This is a genomic window from Chryseobacterium sp. 22458 (genome assembly GCF_052044975.1).
Classification (GTDB): Bacteria; Bacteroidota; Bacteroidia; order Flavobacteriales; family Weeksellaceae; genus Chryseobacterium.
On the sequence record NZ_JBQEOA010000003.1, the window covers coordinates 674927 to 695058 of the forward strand.

A 20132-nucleotide genomic window follows, 5' to 3' on the forward strand; every position below is an offset into this window, starting at 1 on the left:
TCAATTCATTGAAAATTATTGCAGAGGATGTAAATGATGAATTTCGTTCCTGAGTGCTTCCGGCTTTTCAGGAAAAATTTCCCTATTTTTGTAAAACTCCTTATTTCATTTATGAAAAAAATTATTCTTATCGAAGACGAGACCAGCGTAGTTTCTTTTATTAAAAAAGGGCTTCAGGAAAACGGGTATGAAATTTCTGTGGCTTTTGATGGGCGTACAGGAGTGCAGCTCGTTCAGGCCAACGATTTCGATCTGGTAATTCTGGACATTATGCTTCCGGAAATGAACGGTTTGGATGTATGCAAAGAAATAAGAAAAACCAATCAAAGTGTTCCGATTCTATTCCTGACAGCTTTGGGAACTTCTGAGAATATTGTGCTTGGTCTGGAAAGTGGAGGAGATGATTACCTTGTGAAGCCATTTAAATTCATTGAATTGGTTGCCCGTGTAAAATCCCTGCTGAGAAGGAGCCATAACAACGGGCCTCAGGAAGTGGCAGAACCTGAGCCGGATAATGAACATGTGTTTCAGTTTTCGGATCTTACGGTGAACGACTATACTAAAAAGGTGACCCGTGCCGGAGAAGATATTTCTCTTACCTCCACAGAGTATAAATTACTTCTGTATTTCCTTAATAACCCTGAGAAAGTAATCTCCAGAGCTGAAATCCTGGATGCGGTGTGGGGCGTAAACTACGAACTTGGGACCAATGTAGTAGATGTATACGTTAATTATTTAAGGAAAAAACTGGATAATCATGATGATAATAAATTGATTCACACGGTGATAGGGATGGGTTATGTATTGAAAAAGACATAATGAATGTTTAATAAAGTAGTTACAAATCAGACCAAAACGATGGTGCTTTTGATGTTGGTTTTTACAGCCATCATTCTGCTGTTCAGTGGTTTGGTTTACTTTTCAATTGTCAATTTTTCCCATCAGCGATTTTATGAATTGCTGAAAATCCGTACTGCGACTATTGTTCAGATCGAAAAAAGCAAAGACCATCTCGACCTTCCGGAGAATTATATCCTTAATAGCCTGAATGATGAAGAGCTTCCGATGGAGAAAGATTATGTGTTTGCAGTTCCTTCTGATTCCAATTTCAAAAAAATATCCCAGGAAGTTCATATCCCCGATTATTTCTTTAAAAATATCATCAAAACAGGGGAGTCCAATTATAATGATAAAGAGTTTTATTATATAGGACAGAGTTTTAAATATGATAATAAGGATTATATTGCGATTGCTTCTGCCAAAAACCATTATGTGATCTATTATCTTGGTTTTTTAAAGAGAACACTGCTTACCTGCATCGTGCTATCGCTGTTCTTTAGTATGATTTTCTCTTTTTATCTGTCTAAAACATTATTCAGACCGATCTTAAAAATTACAGGCAAGGTAAAGGAGATCAGCTCGGAAAATCTTCATTTAAGATTAGAGCCCCAGCCGGATAATAAAGAACTGAATGAGCTGGTAGATACCTTTAATGGGATGCTCAACCGCATTGAGACTTCTTTTGAAACCCAGAACCACCTGATCGGAAATGTTTCCCATGAATTAAGAACGCCTTTGACCTCCATTATGGGTGAAGCGGATGTCGCACTGTCTATCAGCAGGACACCTGAAGAGTATAAAGAAACCCTGGAAATCATCCTGGATGAAGCGGAAAAGCTTGACAGAAAGATCAAAGCTTTACTGATGATTGCCCAAACCGGATTCGATGGTAAGATCCAGAAAATGGATAAGGTCAGGATCGATCAGCTGCTTTGGGATGTGATCGAAACCCTGAGAAGAATTGATTCCAGAAACAATATCTATCTGGATATCAGTATGCTTCCTGATAACCCTAAAAAGCTTAAGGTTCAGGGGAATGAGCAGCTCCTGCATCTTGCGGTAGCCAATATCATCAGTAATGGCTGCAAGTATTCTAATTTCCAGCAGGTTAAAGTTTCTCTGGGAGCAACGGATACTGATGTGTATATTATTGTAAAAGATAATGGTATCGGAATCCCGGAAGAGGAAATGAATAAAATCTACGATCCTTTCTTCAGAGCTTCCAATACTAATAATTACGAAGGCTATGGAATTGGGCTTCCTCTTGCCCGGAATATTGTGAGAATGCATCACGGTGAGTTGATCGTAAGCTCGCATGAGAACCAGGGAACAACCGTTCAGATGCGTTTTCCTAATTTTTACAGTACACATAAAGAAACAGTGTAAAAGACATACTTGTCGAAAATCTTTGATTGTATTTCGCCTTAAAATCTTTTTTCCCCATATTAATATCCGTTAACAATTTTCTAATCTCATTTTAATCTCTTTAATGACATTTTAATTCCGTTCCAAAGATCCTCTAATCTGGTCGTTCTAGTTTTGTATCATCAAAAAAGATCAACACAATACAAAATAATAAGAACATGGCTAAAACAATTTTAATTGCAACAGATTACTCTCTTGAGTCATTAAACATATTGAAAAAAGTACTGAAGGAGAAAGACGCATCGGAAGATCAGACCCAGTACAATATTCTTCTTACTTCAGGATATGACTCAGGGGACTCTATCAGAGATCTTTTGTTCAACACCAAAACATCGGTTTTCAATAAGATCAGACCGGAAGAGTTTTGTGATGCCTACGGAATTATCAAGAATAAGTACCCTCACCTGGTTAATAAAATTATCTGCGACATTTTTACGGGAAGCTTCCAGAGAACATTCAACCAATATGTGAAAGCTGAAAACATTGAAGAAGCTTATTATTCTTCATCTGTCAAAAGTAAGGGTAAGGGAAAATTTGATCTTATTCCCTATATCAAAAAATGCAAAGACCTGCAGTCTCATGAAATTGCAATTGAAGTAAGAGAAAGACTTCCGGAAAGAGGAAGGTTGGCAGAGATCTTTGTAGAGGTTTAGAAACACATCATGAACAATTTAAAAAATAACAAATGTTAAGAAATTATAGTAACAGCAGGACACTGGGAGACAATATCAGATTGGGGACGCTGACTGCATTTACAGCAGGTACTATAAATATTGCATCCCTATTGATATTTCTCTCTTTCACATCAAACGTAACCGGACATTATGCCATTTTAGCAGCAGAAATCAGTAAAGGAAACTGGACGCAGGTTGCAGTTGTAGGCGGATGGATCTTTTTATTCTTCTTCGGAAGTTTTCTATCCAATTTTATTGTGATCAATTTTAATAAGAAAAGTAAATATTTTGCCCATGCCATGCCGATTGTGCTGGAGATCATATGTCTTCTCTTTGTAGGAGTATACGGGCAGTTGTACTATCAGAAAACCCTGGAAGAAACAGAATATCTGGTTGCCCTGATGCTTTTTGCCACAGGTCTGCAAAACGGATTGACAGCCAGTATTTCCAATTTCTCTGTAAAAACAACCCACCTTACCGGAACTACAACCGATCTTGGAATTCTGGTCTCTATGTTTACCCAGAAAAAATACAGGAAAAACGGTGAGCTGATCGGGAGAGCAAAATTATTAATGAGTATTATGCTTGCCTATGTTTTAGGAGCGGTATTCTCAGGAATGACTTATTATTATCTGGAATTCAGAGTCTTTTATGTCATTAGCCTGTGTCTTCTGATCGTGATCGGATATGATGCCTATAAAATTCATGTGCGCCACTTCAATACAAAATACAGGTATAGCAGGATTTATAAGAAACCCAATCTGTTTGCGTACCTGTATGATAAGATTCACGGAATCCCCAAAAGAGAAAAGAAAAGAAAGCTTGTCTTTGAAGATTAAAATAGATACATCACTATTAATTTTTTTGTATAAACTAGCTGTTACACCCTTGTTTTATCATAAAATGAGGGTGTTTTTTAATGATTTTATGATCAGCACAGGTTTATACTCACAATATCGAATAGAAATAGGCTTGAGCGTATTCTCTAAGCGAGAGAAATAATCATTCTCCAACGATGAACCTGATCCGTAAAACCGGATTTTCCGAATTCAATGAAGAACCTTCCTAAAGTCCTTCGTTACAAACAATAAAAAAACCGGATGGGGATAAATAGGTAAAAATGTTGATAATTAAATATTAAATCCCGTTTTTAGTATTTTAATTCCCGTTTTCATTGACTATTTTTGTAAGTTGATTTACGTTTTTATGTCAGATATTATTCAGCTTTTACCGGATCATGTAGCCAACCAAATTGCAGCGGGAGAGGTGGTGCAGAGACCTGCATCCATCGTGAAAGAACTTTTGGAAAATGCTATAGATGCAGAGGCAACGAAAATTGAATTGATCATCAGGGATGCCGGAAAAAATCTAATCCAGGTAGTGGATGACGGAAAAGGAATGTCTGAAACAGATGCCCGCATGGCATTTGAAAGGCATGCGACCTCCAAAATCAAGGGAACAGAAGATATCTTTAAGATTGCAACAAAAGGATTTCGAGGAGAGGCCTTAGCTTCCATTGCTGCTGTCTCTCAGGTTGAGCTGAGAACAAAACAGAATGACGCTTCCATCGGAACCAATATCTATATAGAAGGTGGAGTTTTCCAGTTTCAGGATCCGGTTCAGACAGCAGACGGATCCAACTTTTTGGTGAAGAACCTGTTCTATAACGTTCCGGCAAGAAGAAAGTTTCTGAAAAATAATAATATCGAGTTCAGACATGTCATTGATGAGTTTCAGCGTGTTGCCCTGGCCCACGAGAATCTGGAGTTTTCTTTATTCCATGATGATGAAGCGGTTTTCAGACTGAGAAAAGGAAGCCAGATGCAGCGTATTGTAGATGTTTTCGGAAGAAAATTACAGCCGCTTCTGATTCCGATCAAAGAAGATATTATCTGGTGTAAACTTCATGGGTTTGTTGCCAAGCCTGAAGGAGCTAAAAAATCCAGAGGAGAACAGTTTTTATTTGTCAACGGAAGGTATTTCAAGAGTCCATACTTTAATAAAGCAGTACAGGAAGCTTTTGAAGGACTGCTTCAGCCTGGATATGTCCCTTCATTCTTCCTTTTCCTGGAGCTTGATCCGGAGAAAATAGACGTGAATATCCATCCGCAGAAAACAGAAGTTAAGTTTGAGGATGAACACCTTATTTTTGCTTTACTGCGCTCAACAATTAAAAGATCTTTAGGAATTTATAATGTCTCTCCAAGCCTTGATTTCGACAGAGATCCTGAATTGGATGAAATGATGAATAAACCCATTCCGAGTAAAGGAAACGGCGGTGGCGGAAGCGGCGTTATCAAAATGCCTGAGATCATCGTAGACAAAGATTATAACCCGTTTCTTGAGGAAAAAAATGTAGTACATCCGGAAGAAATTCAGAACCTTACGGAAATGTACCATCAGAATATTACGGCAGAGCCTTCAAAGATCAATTTATTTGAGGATGAAGATTTTGACGAAGATTTAATGAGGCTCCCGAACGGCTATTGGCTGTTCAACAAAGGAGATGTTACCCTCATGCTGGATTTGGGAAGAATGCACAGGTTATTGGTTTCTGAAAACAATAAATCAACAAGGAAATCAACCACCAACAGCCATGCCCTCCTTTTCTCTCTGGAGTATCATATGAATGAAATTGAAAAAAATAAATACAATTCGTTCAAAAAATATCTTCCGGAATTAGGGTTTGACATGAAAATTGCTCATGAAAGCGTATTGAGAATCGATTCCCTTCCTGAAGGACTGAAAGAAACCCAGGCTATGAAATTTCTGGAAAACCTCTTCGAAATCCTGGATTATAAAACTGAAGAAGAATTTCTACAGTATTACCACAATCAGTGGAATAAAATGCAGTCGAAATCAAGATTTGATTTTCTCTATAAAAAAGATGCGGAACAGGTCATCAAAGACTTTACAGCACTGGGCTTCCCTGAGTTTTTACCGGATGGGAAAAGATGCTTCTATGAAGTTCCGTTTAATGATTTTAAAAACAAATTTTAGAAATTATGTTTAACAATATACCGCCGATCACAAGAAATATTATCATTTTAAATGTTATTGTTTATTTGATTGCTAATTTTTTGTACTATCCGAGTTTATATAATACTCTTTCTGGGTTTTATCCTTTTTCTCCCAACTTTAAGTCCTGGCAGGTGATCACCCATATGTTTATGCATGCTCCCCTGAGAGAATCCGGAGGATTAATGCATATTTTATTCAATATGTTTACACTGTTTAGTTTTGGGCCCATTCTGGAACAGACATTAGGAGAAAAGAAATATCTTATATTGTACTTTGCGAGTGGTTTAGGCTCATTCTTTCTGTTTAACCTCTGGAATTTTGTAGAAGGCCAACAAATTATTTCCGGATTACAAAGTTTAGGGCTTAGTGCTTCTGAAATTTATCCGAAAGCTGCTCTTGATTATGTTGGAAGCCTAAAAATTAGTGCTACAACAGTCGAAGGACAGGAACTGTCAAGTCAATATTATGCTTTATTAAAAACGCCTATGCTTGGAGCTTCCGGAGCTATCTTCGGAGTTGTAGCTGCCTTTGCAACACTATATCCAGATTCAAAAATTGGAATCATGTTTATTCCGGTTCCTATCAAAGTAAAATATCTGTTACCTATTATTGTTGTAATTTCTGTTTATCTTGGTGTTTCGGGCAATGGCGGAGGTATTGCTCACCTGGCACACGTAGGAGGTGCTTTGGTAGGATGGCTGTTGGCACGAATTTGGAAAAAGCATTTGTACAGATTCAACTAAAACAATTTTGTGAAGATTTTCCGACTCATACTTCTGATTCTCCATATCGGAATTCTGTTTTTGCTGCTGGGTACCTTATTGAATGCCTATATTCCGCCTAAGATTTTTCCGTGGTTTAATCTGCTTTCCCTGGGTTTCCCGATCCTGATCATACTGTACATCATACTGACTGTTTTCTGGGTATTCAGCTGGAAAAAAAGAGCTTTTGTATTTATGCTTGCAGGACTGGCCTTTTTAACCCCTGCAAAAAGATGGGTTAATTATTCTGCAGACAAGAATGAGACCTCAGATATAAAAGTTTTGTCATTTAATATTAAAGCCTGGCTTGCAGGAGGTTCAGGAATTACAGATTATGTAGCTTCCCAAAAGGCCGATATTATTTTTCTGCAGGAATTCGGAGGGGTTAAATTACCTTTGTCGGAAGGTTATACATCAGTGAAGACAGGAAGTGCTCTTGCCCTATTAACGAAGTATAAAATTGTAGATCATAAAATATTAGGTTCAAATGGAGGTTTGCAGGCAGACGTTGAAATAAATGGCAGAATATACAGATGTATTAATGTTTATCTACATCCATTCAAGTTTGAAAAAGAGATGATGGACCTTAATGCAGATACAGATGTCAGTAAAAGAAAATTAAAAGATATCCTGAAAAGATTGATTCCTACCTTTAAAAAACATCAGGACCAGGTAGCACTTATCCGGGAATCTATTGAAAATTCACCTTATCCTGTTATCCTTGCCGGAGATTTCAACTCCGTTCCCAATTCTTATGAATATTACCACCTGTCTGACGGTCTTGAAGATGCCTTTCTTACTGCAGGAAAAGGTAGCGCAACAAGCTTTCACGACTATAAATTTCCTATCAGGATAGACTATGTTTTTTCTTCGAAATCATTAAGTGCGGTTTCCTACAAAGTTGACCGTTCTGTCAGTCTTTCAGATCATTATCCGGTCATCGTTAAATTTTCAACACGAAATAAATAATCATAAAATTAGTTAAAATTTGACTACTTGGTAGGATTTTTGCTAAAAAATATCCGTACCAAGACCGTTTTTTTCATGAAGTCGAATCAGATATTACTTTTTATACATATCGCTGTTGCCGTATTGCTGTTATGCACACTGGGAAATGCATGGATTTCACCTAACCTTTTGGGCAATCTTAATCTTCTTTCCCTTGGTTTTCCCTATCTGATGGCTACATATATTATTCTTACACTGGTCTGGGCGTTTAAGAAACAAAAAATAGCCGTTGCTTTTGTCTTAGGTGCACTTATTTTTTACAATCCTGTCAGACGTTGGATCAATTATTCTCCCAAAATAGAGAATGCAAAAACAATAAGAGACATCAAAGTTTTAACCTTCAATGTAAAATATGGTGATTACGGATGGGATAAGATAAAAGACTATATCAAAGAACAAAATGCAGATATTATCCTGGTTCAGGAAAAAGATACCAACCGTGCTATCAAAAAGGATCTGGTAAAATATCCTTCCGTTATTCTCAAAACAAAACATAAAATTGTAAGACAGGCTGAATTGATTGATGAGAAATCCAGAGGAAATTCCTTCTTTGCAGATGTGGATATCAACGGTAAAGTTATCAGAATTGTGAATGTATATCTGGAACCGTTCCGTCTTCATAAATCCATGTTTACCAAGCTGGACGCTTTGGGAATGGGGAATATTTCTACTCTTCTTTCCCATATGGTGCCTACTTTTCAGGAACACGAAGAACAGGTAAAAAGAATCCGGAAAATAGTGGATATGTCTCCGTATCCTGTGATCCTGGCCGGAGATTTTAATTCTGTACCCAATTCCTATGAATATTACAATCTTGGAAAAGACCTGCAGGATGCCTTTCTTGTTGCAGGAAAAGGGAGTGCCAGCAGCTTTCATGACTATAAGGTACCTTTGAGAATTGATTATATTTTCACCTCCAAATCAATCATTCCTTTAAGCTATAAAGTGGATCATTCTGTGAAATTATCGGATCACTATCCAGTAATTGCAGAATTTCTGTTAAATTAGTTCCATGAAAAATTTACTGTCAGCGTTTTTTGTTTTTATGATTCTGTTTATTGCATGTTCCAAAAAAGAGTCACCAGGCTTTGGAGCAGAACAGGAGGTTAAGATGCATTATGATACACTGGCTGTTGATTCATTCTCAAACGGGGCTGTTTCAGTAGATATTGCCCGTAAGATAAGAATGTCTTCGCCAGAGTATCTGGACTCCGTAAAACAGGCTAAAAAGATTGAAGAAGAAGAAAAAAAGCTGAAGGCAGAGCTTGAAAAAGAAAATAAAGCGAAACTGGAAGAAGAAAAGAAAAAGACAGAAGCGGAGAAAAAACAAAAGACAGCAGAAACGCCGGTCGCCAAAGAAGCCCAACCATAACAGATCAAAATATTCCTAAAAATATACAATATGAAAAAACAAATCTTAGCAGCTATTGCAGTTTCTGTATTGGCAGTAGCCTGCACAAAATCAACGACAAAAACTGAACAGGTAGAGAATCCTGACGGGTCAACCACCACTACAACTACTACTGTGACAGAAACCTCTTCCGGAGTTGATACTTCCAAGATCAATAAAGCCAAAGAAGATGTGAAAACAAAAGTAGACGAAGCTGGGAATAAAATAGATGATGCCGCTCAGAAAGCTAAAGATAAGATTGATGCTACAGCGGATAAAACCAAACAGGATCTTAATAAGGCAGGTCAGGATATCAAGAACGAAGCCAATAAAGTAGGGAAAGATGCTAAGGAAGCTGCAAGAAAAGGAGCTTCAAAAGTAGAGGAAGCAGCTAAAAAAGTACAAGAGGACTTAAGCAAATAAAAAATGAAAAACCGCAGCTCAAACTGCGGTTTTTTTATATTTAAAATCCTTACCTGTTGAGTTCCAGCAAAGGATCTATGTACTCTCTGTCATTGCTCAGTCTCGGAACTTTGTTCTGGCCGCCCAGTTTACCTTTGGATTCCAGCCAGTTGTAGAATAAATTATCTTTAGCAATATGAACGATGGGTCTCCTGAGTGTCATATTGTTGTATCTTTTGGCTTCGTAGTCTGAATTTATTTTCTTTAAATGCTGGTCGAAAGCATCGATAAAACGATCCAGATCATCAGGGTGCTGACTGAATTCAAATATCCATTCATGGGCGCCACCTTCGTTTTCCTTCATGAAAACCGGAGCTCCTGTGAAATCTGTGATCTGTGCGCCGGTTAGCTCACATGCTTTAGACAATGCAGATTCTACATTCGTGATCATCAGCTCTTCACCAAAGGCATTAATATAATGCTTGGTTCTGCCCGTTATTTTTATTCTGAACGGATTGGTTGAAGTAAATACTACCGTGTCACCAATCAGATATCTCCATAAGCCTCCATTGGTGGTAATCACCATTGCGTAATTTTTTCCAACTTCCACATCCTCAAGACTCACTACTTTCGGATTGGAAAAATGGAACTGATCCATAGGGATAAATTCATAGAAAATTCCGTAATCCAGCATCAGCAGCATTTCATCGCTGTCGGATCTGTCCTGTATCCCAAAGAAGCCCTCAGAAGCATTGTAAATTTCGTAGTAATTGATGTTTTTTCCGATGATCTGCCTGTATTGTTCCCTGTAGGGCTTAAAGCTGATTCCGCCGTGAAAAAACACCTCAAGATTCGGCCAGAGCTCAGAAACATTGTTAACGCCGGTTTCCTTCAGAACTCTTTGTAAAAGAACCATCATCCAGCTTGGAACGCCCAGAATGCTTCCCACATCTTCATTCTTTACTTCAGAAGTAATGGCTCTCAGTTTGCTTTCCCATTCTCCCATCAAAGAAACTTTTTTGCTTGGAGTGGTGGTAATTTCTACCCAAAACGGAAGGTTATCGATTAAAATAGCTGATAAATCGCCAAATTTTGTATTAAAATCTGCATACAGCTCAGAGCTTCCTCCCAAACGCAGGTTTTTATAATTGAAAAGCTGATTTTCAGGATGGTTGTTGGCGTAAATAGACACCATGTCTTTTCCGGCTTTCATATGGCAATATTCCAGGCTTTCTGCAGAAATAGGGATGAATTTGCTCTTGGCATTCGTAGTTCCTGAAGATTTTGCAAAATGTTTGATATAACCTGGCCAGCTTATATCTTTTTGCCCCTGTCTTGCCTTTTCAATATAAGGTTCAAAATCTTCATACGTTACAATCGGGACTTTATTTTTAAAATCCTGATAGCTTGAAATAGAGTTGAATCCGTAAAGTTTACCGTATTCAGTATCTTCCGCATGAAACAGCTGGGAAAACAATATACCTTTCTGTGTCTCAATGGGATGGTCCATGAAATTCTGGATCTGGTCTATCCTCTGACGGATGAACCAGTTGACTACTGTATTGAAAAGTGCCTTGGTTGCCATTCCAACAAATATAATGATATTTGAATTTTCTGAGAATTTTTTACGGTATTAAATAAAAAAACCGTTACAAAATATGTAACGGTCTGGTATTTAATATATTGTTTATTAGCAATATTCGTCATAAGCAGCCTGAAGGTTTGCTGCGATAGCGCCTGCAGGGTTTCCTTCAATGTGGTGTCTTTCCAGCATGTGAACCAATTCACCGTCTTTGAAAAGTGCTACACAAGGAGAGCTTGGAGGGAAAGGCGCAAGGTGTTTTCTTGCTTCTACTACTGCTTCAGTATCAAATCCTGCAAAAACAGTAGTTAAATGATCAGGTTTTTTATCTCCTGTCAAAGAGTATACTACTCCAGGTCTTGCAGCTCCGGCAGCACATCCGCATACGGAATTGATCACCAATAATGTAGTACCTGACTGCTTTAAAGCCTCTTCTACCTGAGCTGGCGTTGTCAAATCCTGAAAACCTTTATCTGTAAGTTCTGCCTTCATTGGCATTACTAAATCTGTTGGATACATATATTTTGTTTTTTATCAGTACAAAGTTAAGCATTTCTTTACGTTTGATCAATATATAATAACTATCAATGGATTAGGCATATAAAATTAACACAATATTAATACTTCAATAATATTCATAAAAATGTGAATTAAAATTAGGTATAATCAAATATTATTATTAAATTTGAAATGATTCTGAAAAACAGACGACCATGAAAAAAACATTTAAGGCTTTCCCTCAAGCAATCAACCTCTTAAGTACTGTCTGAAAAAGGTAGTAGTTAATTTCTTTTTCAGTTTTTAATTAAAGCTGAATAACAAACTTTAATATCCAAAGAAAACGAAGCCCGGAACTGAAAAGTTCCGGGCTTCTAATCAAATCGATATGCAAAGGTTGTATATCCTTAGTTATGGACTGTGATACATACTGATCACATTATGAAAGCAGCTTTTTGGCCATCTCGGAAATACTTTTTCCGTCTGATTTTCCGGCTAATGTTTTTGAAGCAATACCCATTACCTTTCCTAAATCTTTAACAGATTCAGCTCCGGCTTCTGAAATAATATTCTTCATTTCTGCTTCCAGTTCTTCTGCAGTAAGCTGTTTGGGTAAGAATTGCTCAATGACTTTCATCTGCGCATCTTCCACTTCAGCCAGGTCATTTCTTCCCTGTGCAGTAAACTGATCGTAAGAATCCTTACGCTGTTTTACCATTCTCTGAAGAATAGCAATTTCCTGTTCTGCTGTCACTTCCGCTCCTATAGCTTCGGTTTTCAGCAATAATATCTGTGATTTTACAGCACGAAGAGAATCCAAAGCAACTTTGTCTTTAGCTCTCATCGCTGTTTTTATAGCTTCGTTTATTGTATTTTCTAAACTCATGGTTTGGGCTTTAGGCTTCAGGCAATAGGCAGTAAGTATTTTGATCCGGCTGGCATAGCCTATAGCTTACTGCGTACAGCCTATAGCGTTTAATCTACGTCTTTATTTAAAAATCTGTTTTCTCTGATCTGCATAGAACCGTTGTTGTCAGACAGATAAGTGTTGATATTCTGGTCTGAAGCATTGGTTCCGTCAATCGAGATATTTTTTCTTTTGAAAGCCGGAATAGATTCAAATTCACTTGTGCTGTCAAAGCTCTGATAGCGTGAGTTGAATTCTTTTAATTTATTTCTTCTTTCAATAACTCTGTCCTGATCAATCGTTTTGTTCACAAAAGTGAATTCTGATTCTTCAGTTTTTGGAGTCTCAACTTCAGCTTTGGTTTCAAAAGTTGATCTGATCTCGGCTTTCGGCTCTTCCTGTTTCTGGTAGAATGTTTCAATTTTCTGAGCAGGTTCTGCTACCGCACTTGTCGGAGCATTAAATTCCGCCTTAGGCTGTCCGAAATCATTTTTAGGTTCATTTCTGGTCGGCTCATTCACGAAGAAGCTGAATTCAACAGGTTTTTCCTCTGAAAAAGAGTTGTTGAATGCGTTCCCGGACTGAGGTTCATCTTTTTTATTTTCAAAATCAAATGAGAAAGACTGGATCTCCAGATCGTTCGGATCATCATTTTCTTCATCTACAGAGAATAAACTGTATGCATCCTGCTGATTTTCTTCCTCATTTCTCCAGTTTTGTTCCGGAGTATTGATGATATCTCCTTCTTTATCAGAGAATTTTATTTCTGTTTTAATCTCTTCTTCCTCAATGATCATTTTTTTTTCAATAGAGGTAACCTTGAACTGCGGAGTATCATGGTCTTCATCATCTAATCTGAAATGACTGCTTCTGCTGGAATCAGAGGTTACTTCCGGAGCTGTTTCTCTTTCCTCTCTGGTTTTGAAAGGGGAAGACTTCGGAGTTTCAAAACTATCATTAAGGTTAATTCTGATCTTTTCCGTAGGACCTGCAAATTTCTTATTCTCGTTGGAGAACCCTGTTGCGATAACAAGAACGCTTACTGCATCTCCCAATTCTTCATCAGCACCCACTCCGAAGATGATATCAGCGGTATTTCCAGCCTCCTTCTGGATGTGGTCCATAATGATACCGATCTCATCCATGGTCACTTCTTCGGCTCCACTTCTGATCAGCAATAGAACGTTTTTGGCTCCTGTAATCTTATTATCGTTCAATAACGGAGAATCTAAAGCTTTTCTTACCGCTTCTTCAGCTTTGTTTTCACCTGAAGCTGTTCCTGTAGACATCAGAGCGGTACCGGAGTTCTGAAGTACGGATTTAGCATCTCTGAAGTCAATATTTACATCAAAGTAACCTGTAATAACCTCCGCCATACCTTTGGCTGCATTGGCTAATACTTCATCCGCTTTTGAGAATCCCTGTTTGAATCCAAGGTTTCCGAATTGCTGTCTTAATTTATCGTTGTTGATTACAATCAGGGAATCAACGTTGTTTTTTAATTTATCAAGACCGTTTTCAGCCTGCTCCAATCTTCTTTTACCTTCGAAGCTGAAAGGAACGGTTACGATACCTACGGTAAGGATGCCCATGTCTTTTGCTACTTTTGCAATAACAGGAGCTGCTCCGGTACCGGTACCACCACCCATTCCGGCTGTGATGAACACCATTTTCGTGTTCTGGCCCATAGCTGCCTTGATATCTTCAATACTTTCAATGGCTGATTTTTCTCCTACTTCAGGATCAGCACCAGCCCCGAGACCTTCTGTAATAGAAGTTCCCAGCTGTACTTTATTGGCTACCGGGTTATTATCTAAAGTCTGGGCATCTGTATTACAGATCACGAAATCTACCCCGTGAATTCCTTTCTCGTACATGTGCTTCAGAGCGTTGTTTCCACCGCCCCCTACACCAATTACTTTTATGATGGATGAATTTCCTTTTGGCAAATCAAATGAAAATCCTTGTGTACCTATATTTTCCATAACTATACTTTTAATAATTATAATTAGTAATGATTAATGATAAGAAAAAATTGCCAATTGCTTATCATTCTTCATTTATAATTTACTCTACTTCTTCAAAGAATTTTTTTACTTTTTCCATAAGCGACTGTCCGAAAGTCAGTTTCGCTCTTCTGTTCTCCTGCTGTACGTTTTCTACAGGCTGTTCCTGAACCGCTGCTGTCTGCTGAACCGGCTGAACGGTTTCTGTCTGTGTAACAGCTGTTTCCTGCTTAGGTTGCTCAGTGACTGCTTCAATGGCTTCATCAGCATTCTGCTTTTTGTCTCTGATCTTTAAACTTTCCATCAGTAATCCGATAGATGTAGCAAATTCAGGGCCTTTCAGGTACTGATTTTTATCGTTGGCAATATATTCATTCGCAAAACCGATTCTGCTGTCAAAACCTGTTGTATAATTGGCCAGCTGGCGAAGATGTTTCAGGTTTGAACCACCACCGGTAAGAACAATGCCTGCGATAAGCTTTTTCTTTTGTTCAAAGGCTCCATAAGCTTTAAGCTCTGTATTGACCATTTCAAGAACTTCTTCTACTCTCGCATTGATGATCTGTGCTAAAGTTTTTAAAGAAATTTCTTTGTCCGGTCTGCCGTGAAGGCCCGGAATCGTTACAAAAGTACTGTCTTTTTCCAATTCAGGAACAGCCGAACCGAATTTTACTTTCAATTGTTCTGCATGTTTCTCAATAATGGAACAGCCTTCTTTGATATCTTCTGTAATAATTCCGCCACCGTATGGAATGACACAGGTATGGCGGATGATATTGTCTTTAAAGATTGCAATATCTGTGGTACCACCACCAATGTCAACAATAGCCACACCGGCTTCTTTTTCTTCTTTGGTAAGAACAGCTTCTGAAGACGCTAAAGGCTCCAGGGTAAGGGCTTCCATTTCTAATCCTGCCTCACGGACGCATCTTGCAATATTTCTGATGCTCCCCATCTGTCCTACTACAACATGGAAGTTGGCCTCTAAACGTTTTCCGTGCATCCCAACAGGTTCCTGAATTTCTCCTTCGGAATCCACTTTATATTCTTGAGGAAGTACGTGGATAATTTCTTCTCCAGGAAGCATTACCAGTTTTTTCACCTGATCTTTTAATGCTTCAATGTCGTCGTCTGTAATAAATTTATCCGGATGTTCACGCATAATATAATCGGAGTGCTGCAGAGAACGTATGTGTTTTCCTGCAATACCTACCGTAACTTTGCGGATAGGAACTCCGGCACTGGATTGTGCCTCGGATACTGCAGCCTTGATTGAATTAATGGTTTGTGAAATATTATTCACAATCCCTTTATGAACACCAAGACTTTTAGCTTTTCCTACACCGAGAACTTCTATTTTCCCGTGTGCATTCCTTCTTCCGACAATCGCGACTATCTTTGTTGTCCCGATGTCCAGACCTACTGAATACTCTTGATTTTCCATTTTTATATCGATTTGATTTTTTCTACTTTTTCCTTGATAGGATTTTTCCTATTTTGTGTTAAATAGTCTTTGTGTGACTCTGTTTATTCTATTTTCACCTTTGGTTTGGGCTTTGGCTTGGACTGTGCCGGGGCCGCTGTTTTTTTCTCTGTCTTTTTTGTTTCCTTTGTATGTGTTTTTGGTTTTGTGCTTTCTTTGGGTTTAGCCGCAACTGAACTCACTTTTTTTGCTTCCGCTGTCTTTGGCTTTACTTCCGCTTTTTTAGGAATAACCGTGGGAGTAGGAGCTTTTGCCAGTTCCAGCTTTCCGGCTTTAAGAAGACTGTCATTTTCTTTAAAGTAAGGGTTCAGGGTGGTGACAATCTGATTCTGATATTTTACAGAAACCATGCTGTACTTTTGCGGATCCTGATACACAAGGTATTTTTCTACAAAAGTCTTGAATCCTTTTACTTTAAAATCAATATTATCTAAATCTCCTATTTCCACTCTGTAATTTCCTTCACTTGTCAGAAGATTATAGCTGTCTTTATATTTGGAAATTCCGATAAAGTATTTTTTACTGAAATCATCTTTATCAATTTTTTCAACAAGTTCTGCCAGTTTCTCATACTCATCAGGCTGTACATTACCGGTTATCAGCATACAAGGATGAGAATAGGTCCTTGAAGTAGGGAATTCTATTCCTTTTTCATCCACATAAAAATCTTTTCCATCTTTATTGAGCCTGAAAACCGGAACTCTCTGTTTGATATCCAGATTAAGTTTTCCGTTTAAGTTCAGATAGACATTTGCACTGTCAACAGCCGGAAGAGCATTGATCTTTTTTTCTAAAGAGGGAATATTAAGATCTCCAACTTTTCCTGAGGGGTTTTCTTTTTTCACGATTTCTCTGATGTCTTTCTCGTCTACAAAATACACCGGAGTCTTTTCGCTCATTTTTACAGAAATCTTATTGTCCGTAATCTTCTGGCTGCTGAATCTCTTCAAGGAGAAACTCAGTAACAATCCCAGGATGATTACCGTAACAACAATTTTTAATATTCTGTATTTATTTTTCATATTTTTTCTTTAACGCTATAGGCGAAAAGTATTTTTATTTCTTTTTTAACAGAGATTTTTATTCTCCTTTATAATTTATTTACAACTCGTTTTACTCCATTTTTAAATAAAACTGAATGAAAATTTAAAATCATTCCTAATCTCAGATCTGTTATTCTCAAATAATTTAAAAGCTGAAAGAAATGATAATCATTAATTTCCGGAACTGCTTTTATTTCAATTATTACTTTGTTTTCAATTAATAAATCTACTCTGAACGCTTTTGGGATTTTTAATTCATCATATTCAATATCAATATTTTTTTGACTTTCTATGTGTAATCCTCTTTTTTTCAATTCATAGACCAGGCATTCTTCATATACATTTTCATAAAGGCCTATTCCAAGCGTACGATGTATTTTCATTCCGGCATCGAAAACAATACCTGAAATCTCATTTTCTATCGTACATTGTGTTTTTTATTTTAACGCTATGATCGCAAAGGATCTTTATTTTTCCCCGTTCGCAAAGGCGTTTCACTCAGCTACGGCTTTATTTTTTATAATTTTATTGTTAATTATCTATTATTCCATTTTACTTTCATTGCTGAGTGTAACGTCTCTGCGCCCGTAAATATTTACTTTTTTAAATTTTCTTTGCGAGCATTGCGTTTATTATACTCAAATATTTTCTATCCATTCACAGATAGGATCATACAGGGTGTCTATATTTCCTGCGCCTACGGTAAGGAGGATATCAAAATCTTTCTTTTTTATTTTTTCAAAAGCATCGGACAAAGTCGATACTTCTTTTTGATTTAATGTTACTTTATCCAACAGCCAGCTTGAAGTAATTCCTTCAAAATTCTCCTGAAGTTCTCTTGCAGGATATATATCAAGCAGGATCAGTTCGTCTGCCTTACTTAAACTTTCAGCGAAACCATCAGCGAAATCTCTTGTTCTGCTGAACAGGTGAGGCTGGAAGGCTACCAGTAGTTTTTTATCCGGGTAAAATGTTTTAATTGAGCCCATTACAGCATTGATCTCTGTAGGATGATGGGCATAGTCATCAATATAGATTTTCCCGTTCTGATAAATATGTTTGGTATATCTTCTTTTAATTCCTTTAAAATTGGCAATTGCCTTTTTCAGCGTATCAAAATCTGCGCCTAAATTATGCAGAATAGCCAGTGCCACAGTAGCATTTTCCACATTATGGATTCCGGGAATTTCCCATACAAAATCTTTTATGGTTTCTGTTGGGGTATGGAAATCAAAATAAATCTTATCATGATCCATACGAAGGTTATCCGAATAATAATCTGCCGGCTCATTGACAGCATAGGTCTGATGTTTTCTGCCGATCTCAACCCCTTTTCTTACAAACAGCCGTCTGTCTTCAGGAACCAGAGCGGCAAATTGTCTGAAACCTTCTTCAATATGGCTTTTATCGCCATAAATATCCAGATGGTCTGCATCTGTAGAGGTTACTACTGCCCAATCCGGAGAAAGGTTAAGGAAGCTTCTGTCATATTCATCTGCTTCTACAACTGAATAGGTAGACCCATTGTACAGAAAGTTAGACTTGAAGTTTTCGGAAATACCTCCTAAAAAACATGAAAAAGGCAGATCTGCTTCCTTGCATAGGTGTGCCACAAGAGTAGATGTTGTTGTCTTTCCATGGGTTCCTGCAATGGCGATGCAATCTGTATTTTCTGTGATCAGCCCTAAAACCTTAGCCCGTTTTAAAACTTCAAAACTGTTTTGATTGAAATAATCTAAAATTCCAAGTGTTTTGATTGCCGGAGTATAAATTACCAGTGTATTTTCTTTCTGAAGACCGGTTATCCTTTCATCAATAATATCTTCGAAAACAATATCAATACCTTCATTTATCAGATTTTGAGTAAGCTTGGTGTTGGTTTTATCGTAACCCAATACTTTCTTTCCGGATGCATTGAAATAGCGTGCCAGGGCACTCATTCCGATACCTCCGATTCCAACGAAGTAAAAGTTTTGATATGTTTCTAAATTCTTCATTATTTTATTACTTTAAAAATCTCATCTACAATCTCTTTTGCGGCATTTGGCTTGGCAAAATATTTAAGATTGTCAGACATTTCTTTTCTTACATTTTCATTTTCGCAGATTTCTGAAAGGGTATTCCAGAATTTTTCCTGCATTTCAGAATCTTTTACCATTCTGGCTGCATTTTTTTCAACCAGATTCATGGCATTTTTAGTTTGGTGGTCTTCCGCTGCAAAAGGGAAGGGAACCAATAAAACCGGTTTTTGGGCCACTGCTAATTCTGAAATAGCAATTGCTCCGGCTCTTGAAACGATGATATCTGCTGCAGAGTAGGCCAGTTCCATATCTTTGATGAATTCTTTCAGATGAATGGAAGCTGGAAGCTGGAGGCTGGAAGATAATTCGTTATAATCCAATTTTCCGGTTTGCCAGATCAACTGATATCCTTTTTCTTTTAGTTTTTCTAGGTTTTCTTTCCAACCGTTATTTAAGGTTCGGGAACCTAAAGAACCACCTACAGATAGAATGGTAAGTTTGTCTTTATCTAATCCCATTTTTTCCTTTGCCTGAGCAGTTTCCTGCATTCCTGAAATAATGTTTTCACGAATAGGATTGCCCAGGAATTTTATTTTTTCAGCAGGAAAGCCTTCTACTTTCGGGTAGGCTGTAAAAACTGCCTTTGCCTTCTTGCTTAAGATTTTATTGGTTACTCCTGCATGGGCATTCTGCTCCTGAATGAAAATCGGAATTCCCATTTTATTTGCTTCATACAAAGCAGGCCCGCTGGCAAATCCTCCTGTTCCTACAGCAAAATCGGGAGCGAAATCTTTAATGATCTTCTTTGATCTGAATAAGCTTTTCAGAATTTTGAAAGGTAATCCAAGATTAGACAGCAAATTTCCCCTGTCGATTCCTGCGATATCAATTCCTTCTATTTTGTAGCCTGCCTGTGGAACTTTTTCCATTTCCATTTTTCCGTTGGCTCCAATGAACAAAAATTCTGCATCAGGAAACCTTTTTCTGATCTCATCAGCAATGGCAATGGCCGGGAAGATATGTCCTCCTGTTCCTCCGCCGGATAATAATATTTTTAATTTTTTGTCCATG

19 protein-coding genes are annotated in these 20132 nt (G+C 37.7%); 10 read left to right on the forward strand and 9 right to left on the reverse strand.

Annotation, left to right across the window (positions count from 1 at the left end; genetic code table 11):
• The first annotated feature begins 111 nt into the window (after nt 1-111).
• The 10 genes from ACTJJF_RS14025 to ACTJJF_RS14070 all read left to right on the forward strand — a co-directional run bounded on the left by ACTJJF_RS14025 (nt 112) and on the right by ACTJJF_RS14070 (nt 9542).
• On the forward strand, nt 112-819 hold the full coding sequence (locus tag ACTJJF_RS14025; RefSeq protein WP_312297616.1) for a response regulator transcription factor: 708 nt from the start codon (nt 112-114) through the stop codon (nt 817-819).
• A gap of 3 nt (nt 820-822) precedes the next feature.
• Entirely contained in the window at nt 823-2226 is a 1404-nt protein-coding gene (locus tag ACTJJF_RS14030; protein ID WP_312297617.1) for a sensor histidine kinase, read from the forward strand.
• A 197-nt stretch (nt 2227-2423) separates the two neighbouring features.
• Nucleotides 2424-2918: a hypothetical protein gene (locus tag ACTJJF_RS14035; protein ID WP_312297618.1), complete on the forward strand. Its 495-nt coding sequence runs from the start codon at nt 2424-2426 to the stop codon at nt 2916-2918.
• 32 nt (nt 2919-2950) lie between these two features.
• The gene (locus tag ACTJJF_RS14040) at nt 2951-3778 is read left to right on the forward strand and encodes a YoaK family protein (protein ID WP_065399806.1); all 828 of its coding nucleotides are present in this window, start codon (nt 2951-2953) and stop codon (nt 3776-3778) included.
• 367 nt (nt 3779-4145) lie between these two features.
• Complete coding sequence (mutL, locus tag ACTJJF_RS14045) at nt 4146-5939, forward strand: DNA mismatch repair endonuclease MutL (RefSeq protein ID WP_440700045.1); 1794 nt, start codon at nt 4146-4148, stop codon at nt 5937-5939.
• Nucleotides 5940-5944: 5 nt separating this feature from the next.
• Nucleotides 5945-6703 (forward strand): rhomboid family intramembrane serine protease, encoded by a 759-nt coding sequence (locus ACTJJF_RS14050; protein ID WP_440700046.1) that lies wholly within the window; start codon nt 5945-5947, stop codon nt 6701-6703.
• Nucleotides 6704-6712: 9 nt separating this feature from the next.
• Entirely contained in the window at nt 6713-7690 is a 978-nt protein-coding gene (locus ACTJJF_RS14055; RefSeq protein WP_440700047.1) for an endonuclease/exonuclease/phosphatase family protein, read from the forward strand.
• Between the two features lie 75 nt (nt 7691-7765).
• The gene (locus ACTJJF_RS14060; protein ID WP_312297626.1) at nt 7766-8737 is read left to right on the forward strand and encodes an endonuclease/exonuclease/phosphatase family protein; all 972 of its coding nucleotides are present in this window, start codon (nt 7766-7768) and stop codon (nt 8735-8737) included.
• A gap of 4 nt (nt 8738-8741) precedes the next feature.
• On the forward strand, nt 8742-9101 hold the full coding sequence (locus tag ACTJJF_RS14065) for a hypothetical protein (RefSeq protein WP_440700048.1): 360 nt from the start codon (nt 8742-8744) through the stop codon (nt 9099-9101).
• A gap of 30 nt (nt 9102-9131) precedes the next feature.
• Entirely contained in the window at nt 9132-9542 is a 411-nt protein-coding gene (locus ACTJJF_RS14070) for a hypothetical protein (protein ID WP_312297629.1), read from the forward strand.
• A gap of 49 nt (nt 9543-9591) precedes the next feature.
• Here the strand turns inward: ACTJJF_RS14070 and ACTJJF_RS14075 are convergent, their stop codons facing one another.
• The 9 genes from ACTJJF_RS14075 to murG form a co-directional block, all read right to left on the reverse strand.
• Entirely contained in the window at nt 9592-11106 is a 1515-nt protein-coding gene (locus ACTJJF_RS14075) for a GH3 auxin-responsive promoter family protein (RefSeq protein ID WP_312297631.1), read from the reverse strand.
• Nucleotides 11107-11211: 105 nt separating this feature from the next.
• Nucleotides 11212-11622 carry a BrxA/BrxB family bacilliredoxin gene (locus tag ACTJJF_RS14080; protein ID WP_047099553.1) on the reverse strand — a complete coding sequence of 137 codons (411 nt, stop codon included), beginning with the start codon at nt 11620-11622 and terminating at the stop codon, nt 11212-11214.
• 418 nt (nt 11623-12040) lie between these two features.
• Entirely contained in the window at nt 12041-12487 is a 447-nt protein-coding gene (locus ACTJJF_RS14085) for a GatB/YqeY domain-containing protein (RefSeq protein ID WP_312297635.1), read from the reverse strand.
• An 89-nt stretch (nt 12488-12576) separates the two neighbouring features.
• Complete coding sequence (gene ftsZ / locus ACTJJF_RS14090) at nt 12577-14493, reverse strand: cell division protein FtsZ (RefSeq protein ID WP_440700049.1); 1917 nt, start codon at nt 14491-14493, stop codon at nt 12577-12579.
• Nucleotides 14494-14575: 82 nt separating this feature from the next.
• A complete protein-coding gene (gene ftsA / locus ACTJJF_RS14095) occupies nt 14576-15958 on the reverse strand; it encodes a cell division protein FtsA (protein WP_440700050.1) in 1383 nt (460 codons plus the stop codon).
• Between the two features lie 83 nt (nt 15959-16041).
• Complete coding sequence (locus ACTJJF_RS14100; RefSeq protein ID WP_440700051.1) at nt 16042-17019, reverse strand: cell division protein FtsQ/DivIB; 978 nt, start codon at nt 17017-17019, stop codon at nt 16042-16044.
• A 68-nt stretch (nt 17020-17087) separates the two neighbouring features.
• Nucleotides 17088-17462, reverse strand: coding sequence for a GxxExxY protein (locus ACTJJF_RS14105; protein WP_440700077.1), 375 nt, complete (start codon nt 17460-17462; stop codon nt 17088-17090).
• A 216-nt stretch (nt 17463-17678) separates the two neighbouring features.
• A complete protein-coding gene (murC, locus tag ACTJJF_RS14110; protein ID WP_440700052.1) occupies nt 17679-19037 on the reverse strand; it encodes a UDP-N-acetylmuramate--L-alanine ligase in 1359 nt (452 codons plus the stop codon).
• Nucleotides 19037-20131, reverse strand: coding sequence for an undecaprenyldiphospho-muramoylpentapeptide beta-N-acetylglucosaminyltransferase (murG, locus tag ACTJJF_RS14115; RefSeq protein WP_440700053.1), 1095 nt, complete (start codon nt 20129-20131; stop codon nt 19037-19039). The genes murC and murG overlap by 1 nt, the downstream gene beginning before the upstream one ends.
• Nucleotide 20132: the final 1 nt, after the last annotated feature.